We start from the raw sequence: 5,146 nt of genomic DNA on the forward strand, positions 1-5,146 counted from the left end.
GGCCGCCGCGCCCGGCCCGCCGGCACCTGCCGGCACCCGCCGACCACCGTTCGGCCGCCGGGACGGCAGGGCGGCGGGGACACCACCGGTGATCAGCTCCGGAGAGCGTCGCGGACCACGTCCGGCCGGTTGGAGATGATGCCGTCCACGCCCATGCGTGCCAGTCGGACGGCGGTCTCGCCGTCGTCCACGGTCCAGGTGAACACCTCCAGCGCACTGCCCCGCGGTCCGCGCAGCGACTGCACCGCCGCCACGTACTCGGGGGTGACCGTGGTGTGGCGCGGATTGATCTGGTCGGCGAAGTCCGCGTAGGAGGAGAGCTCCGACGGGTCAGGGGTGCCCAGGAAGCCCGTCTTCACCGCCGGGTCGAGCTCGTGCACCGTTCGTACGGACTCGGCGTCGAAGCTCTGCACGATCAGCCTGTCGCGCACATGGCGGCGGTCCAGCCAGCCGGAGTCGGCCAACTGCTTCAGGACGTCCCGCTCGATGCCCGGGTACAGCTCCGGCTTCTTGATCTCCAGCAGCAGCCGCTGGTCGTTGTGGTCGACGCGGGAGAGGAAGGAGGCCAGGGTCGGGACCCGCTCGCCCGCGTAGTCGGGGTCGAACCAGCTGCCGGCGTCCAACCGGGCGATCTCGGCGGCGGTGAAGTCCGCCACCCGCCACGGGTCCCGGTCGGGGAACACCTGCTCGGCGTCGGTCGTGCGGTCCAGCGTCTCGTCGTGCACGATCACCAGGCGGTCGTCCGCGGTGCGCTGCACGTCGGCCTCGACCCAGTCGAAGTCCAGCTGCCGGGCCCGGTCGGCTGCGGCGAGGGTGTTCTCCGGAGCGTACGCGGAGGCGCCGCGGTGGGCGACGGTCAGCGGGAGCGCGTCGACGGCCGCGTGCGTCGACGGGGCGCCGAGGACGAGGCCGGCACAACTCAGGAGTGCGCCGACCAGCACGGTGGCGGAGCGTAGGGACACGGGGACTCCTCACGTCTGCGGAACGTAGGCGGGTCGTGATCGGGCGGGGCGGGAGCGCCGGGCAGCGGGTGGGGACGGGGTGTGGGCGGTTCGGCACGGTGCGTGAGCGCTGTGGTGCGCGCGGAACCGGACGGAGCAGAGGTGAGGGGGGAGGAGCCGGGCGGGTGGAACCTGTGCGGTCGGGCCCGGCCGCTGCCGGGAGCGCGGAAGGTGGCTCAGCCGCCGGTGGGCGCCGGGGTCTCAGGGGATGTGGGCCGGGAGCGTGGGGACGGACGGGAGGCGGCGCGGGGGAGCGGGCGAGGGTTGGAAGGGGCATCGACGGGTGCAACGAGAGCGGGGCGTCCGCGGCACCGTGCAGTGGTGATGCCCGCCGTTCCGTACGTTCATGGGAAGGGCGGGCGGGCGGACGGTGGCCGGGAGCCGAACAATGTCGGTGGTGCGCCGTACGGTGGGGTCATGCGGCCTGTTTCCGATATCGAACGCACGGTGGCGCCCTTCGAGGTCGTCAGCCCCTACCAGCCCAGCGGCGACCAGCCCACGGCTATCGCCGACCTCGCCCGGCGTATCGAGGCGGGCGAGCAGGACGTCGTCCTGCTCGGCGCCACCGGCACCGGCAAGTCGGCGACCACCGCGTGGATGATCGAGAAGCTCCAACGTCCGACTCTCGTCATGGCTCCGAACAAGACCCTCGCTGCTCAGCTGGCGAACGAGTTCCGGGAACTGCTCCCGAACAACGCCGTCGAATACTTCGTTTCGTATTACGATTACTACCAGCCTGAGGCGTATGTTCCGCAGTCCGACACGTACATCGAGAAGGACTCCTCGGTGAACGAGGAGGTCGAGCGGCTCCGCCACAGCGCCACCAACTCCCTGCTCACCCGTCGTGACGTGGTCGTTGTCGCCTCGGTCTCTTGCATCTACGGCCTCGGCACCCCGCAGGAGTACGTCGACCGCATGGTGTCGCTGAAGGTCGGCCAGGAGATCGACCGGGACGCGCTGCTGCGCCGCTTCGTGGGGAACCAGTACACCCGCAACGACGTCGCGTTCACCCGCGGCACCTTCCGGGTCCGCGGTGACACCATCGAGCTCTTCCCCGTGTACGAGGAGCTGGCGGTCCGCATCGAGATGTTCGGGGACGAGATCGAGGCGCTCTCCACGCTGCACCCGCTCACCGGCGAGGTCATCTCCGACGACACCTTCGTCCACATCTTCCCCGCCACCCACTACGTGGCGGGCGAGGAGCGCATGCACCGCGCCGTCGCCGCCATCGAGACGGAACTCCAGCAGACGCTGGAGAGGATGGAGAAGCAGGGCAAGCTGCTGGAAGCACAGCGGCTGCGCATGCGCACCACCTACGACCTCGAGATGATGCAGCAGATCGGCACCTGCTCGGGCATCGAGAACTACTCGCTGCACATCGACGGCCGCGAGCCCGGCTCCCCGCCGCACACCCTCATCGACTACTTTCCCGAGGACTTCCTGCTGGTCATCGACGAGTCCCACGTCACCGTGCCGCAGATCGGCGCCATGTACGAGGGGGACGCCTCCCGCAAGCGCACCCTCGTCGACCACGGCTTCCGGCTGCCCTCCGCGATGGACAACCGGCCGCTGAAGTGGGAGGAGTTCCTGGAACGGACGGGGCAGACGGTCTACCTGTCGGCCACCCCGGGCGCCTACGAGCTCTCCCGTTCCGACGGCGTCGTCGAGCAGATCATCCGCCCGACCGGCCTGGTCGACCCCGAGGTGGTGGTCAAGCCGACGGAGGGCCAGATCGACGACCTGGTGCACGAGATCCGGACGCGCACCGAGAAGGACGAGCGGGTCCTCGTCACCACCCTCACCAAGAAGATGGCCGAGGACCTCACCGACTACTTCCTGGAACTGGGCATCCAGGTCCGCTACCTGCACAGCGACGTCGACACCCTGCGCCGGGTGGAGCTGCTGCGTGAGCTGCGCGCCGGCGAGTACGACGTGCTGGTCGGCATCAACCTGCTGCGCGAGGGCCTCGACCTGCCGGAGGTCTCCCTCGTCGCGATCCTCGACGCCGACAAGGAGGGCTTCCTGCGCTCCGGTACCTCGCTGATCCAGACCATCGGCCGCGCCGCGCGAAACGTGTCAGGCCAGGTGCACATGTACGCCGACCGGATCACCCCGTCGATGGCCCGGGCCATCGACGAGACCAACCGGCGGCGCGTCAAGCAGGTCGCCTACAACGAGGAACGCGGCATCGACCCGCAGCCGCTGCGCAAGCACATCGGCGACATCGTCGCCACCATCGCCCGCGAGGAGGTCGACACCGAGCAGTTGCTCGGCAGCGGCTACCGCCGCACCCCGGACGGCGAACGCAAGGGCAAGGCCCCGGTGCCCGCGCTCGGCGGCAGAGCGGCCGAACGGAAGAAGAAGGCGGACGCGGTACCGACCGACCGGCCGGCCGCGGAACTCGCCGAGCTCATCGAGGAGATGACCACCCGGATGCGCACCGCCGCCGGCGAGTTGCAGTTCGAGGTGGCCGCCCGCCTGCGCGACGAGGTCGGTGAGCTGAAGAAGGAACTGCGCCAGATGAGGGAGGCGGGGCTCAAGTAGGAGCCGGCGCCCCGGGTGTGTTGCAGGAACGCCACAAATCCGGGGCGCGCCGACAGGCCCCGGTCGGCAGTGCGTAGGGTGCGGGGAGCCGCCGGTGAGGGCGGTGGCGTGGAAGTCGAGAGGGGAACGCACGTGTCGGTCAACTTGTCCAAAGGACAGGCGATCAGTCTGCAGAAGGATGACGGAGGGTCCCTGACCGCGGTGCGGATGGGGCTCGGCTGGCAGGCGGCGCCACGTCGCGGTCTCTTCGGCAAGCGCACCAAGGAGATCGACCTCGACGCCTCGGCGGTGCTGTTCGCCGACAAGCAGCCCGTCGACGTGGTGTTCTTCCAGCACCTCACCAGCGACGACGGCTCGGTGGAGCACACCGGGGACAACCTGGTCGGCGGCGCCGGCCAGGGCGGTGACGACGAGTCCGTGCTGGTGGACCTCCAGCGGGTCCCGGTCCACATCGACCAGATCGTCTTCACCGTGAACTCCTTCACCGGCCAGACCTTCGCCGAGGTGGAGAACGCCTTCTGCCGGCTGGTCGACGAGACCAACGGCGTGGAACTGGCCCGCTACACCCTCGCGGGCGGCGGTCAGTACACCGCGCAGATCATGGCCAAGGTCCACCGGCAGGGCAACGGCTGGTCGATGACGGCCATCGGAGCCCCCGCCAACGGCCGCACCTTCCAGGACCTCATGCCGACCATCGTGCCGCACCTGTAACCCTCGGCCCCACACCCGTACGGCGATCGCGACGGATGGCCCGGCGTCCACTGCGCCGGGCCATCCGCCGTGCGCGCACCCGCAAGCCGGCCCGCCGGAACCGCCAGCCGCCTCCCCGGGGTCGGAAGCCGCCCGGGAGCGACGCCGCGGTGCCGGACCCCGTGCGGCCCCCACGTCCCACACCCCTCACCCGGCGGGGCGGGCCTCCCGGGCCACTGGGACCCGCGCCTCCGGGCGCCTCCGAGCACAAGATCCAGCCACCGGGCTCCGCCGAGCCGGGCGAGTGACCGAACCGACCGAGAGGGCGCAGCGATGACGGCCGAGTTGGTCCGCGGGCAGAACCACCCCCTGCCCGGGCCCCGACTGGAGATCCGGGTTTCCGCCGGGCACCCCGTGGTGGCCGGAGCGGCACTCGCCGACGAGCACGGACGCAGCCGCAGCGCCGAATGGCTGGCGCATCCGGCCTCACCCGTGCTGCCGGGCCTGGAGGCGTCCCGGCAGGCGGTTGCCGACCACCGCCTGGCCGTGGACCTGGAGGCGCTGCCCCCGGAGGTCCACCAGGTGCACGTGCTGCTGGCGCTGCCGTCCGGCGTGGGCGGCCCGGTCTCCTTCGGAGCGTCGGCCGCTCCCTTCGTGGCGGTCACCTCACTCGACGGCGCGGAGATCGCGAACTACACGGTGATCGGCCTGGACACGGAGTCCGCCGTGGTCGCCGTCGAGCTGTACCGCCGCAACGACATCTGGAAGGTGCGGGCCGTCGGCCAGGGATACGCCGGCGGCCTGGCCGCCCTGCTGGCCGACCAGGGCGTCGAGCAGGCCCAGCAGGTCGCCGCACGCATCGAGCAGGCGGTTGCCGGCGGCCAGGCCCGGTCGGTGCCCGCGCCACCGCC

Annotated in this window: 4 protein-coding genes; 3 read left to right on the plus strand and 1 reads right to left on the minus strand. The window is 71.1% G+C overall.

What is annotated here, in order from left to right:
• Positions 1–92: 92 nt before the first annotated feature.
• A complete protein-coding gene (locus ACYVE9_RS14860; protein WP_461028318.1) occupies positions 93–962 on the minus strand; it encodes a glycerophosphodiester phosphodiesterase in 870 nt (289 codons plus the stop codon).
• A 456-nt stretch (positions 963–1,418) separates the two neighbouring features.
• On the opposite strand from ACYVE9_RS14860, the gene uvrB reads away from it, so the two are divergent.
• The 3 genes from uvrB to ACYVE9_RS14875 form a co-directional block, all read left to right on the plus strand.
• Positions 1,419–3,545, plus strand: coding sequence for an excinuclease ABC subunit UvrB (gene uvrB, locus ACYVE9_RS14865; RefSeq protein ID WP_461028319.1), 2,127 nt, complete (start codon positions 1,419–1,421; stop codon positions 3,543–3,545).
• A 132-nt stretch (positions 3,546–3,677) separates the two neighbouring features.
• Complete coding sequence (locus ACYVE9_RS14870) at positions 3,678–4,256, plus strand: TerD family protein (RefSeq protein WP_461028320.1); 579 nt, start codon at positions 3,678–3,680, stop codon at positions 4,254–4,256.
• 312 nt (positions 4,257–4,568) lie between these two features.
• A partial coding sequence (locus ACYVE9_RS14875) for a TerD family protein (protein WP_461028321.1) occupies positions 4,569–5,146 on the plus strand: 578 nt, incomplete at its 3' end.

It is taken from the genome of Streptomyces sparsus, from assembly GCF_054776295.1.

Excerpts from the sequence above, each read along its gene's own strand:
- uvrB (WP_461028319.1), top strand. The coding sequence starts at position 1,419 with ATGCGGCCTGTTTCCGATATCGAACGCACGGTGGCGCCCTTCGAGGTC.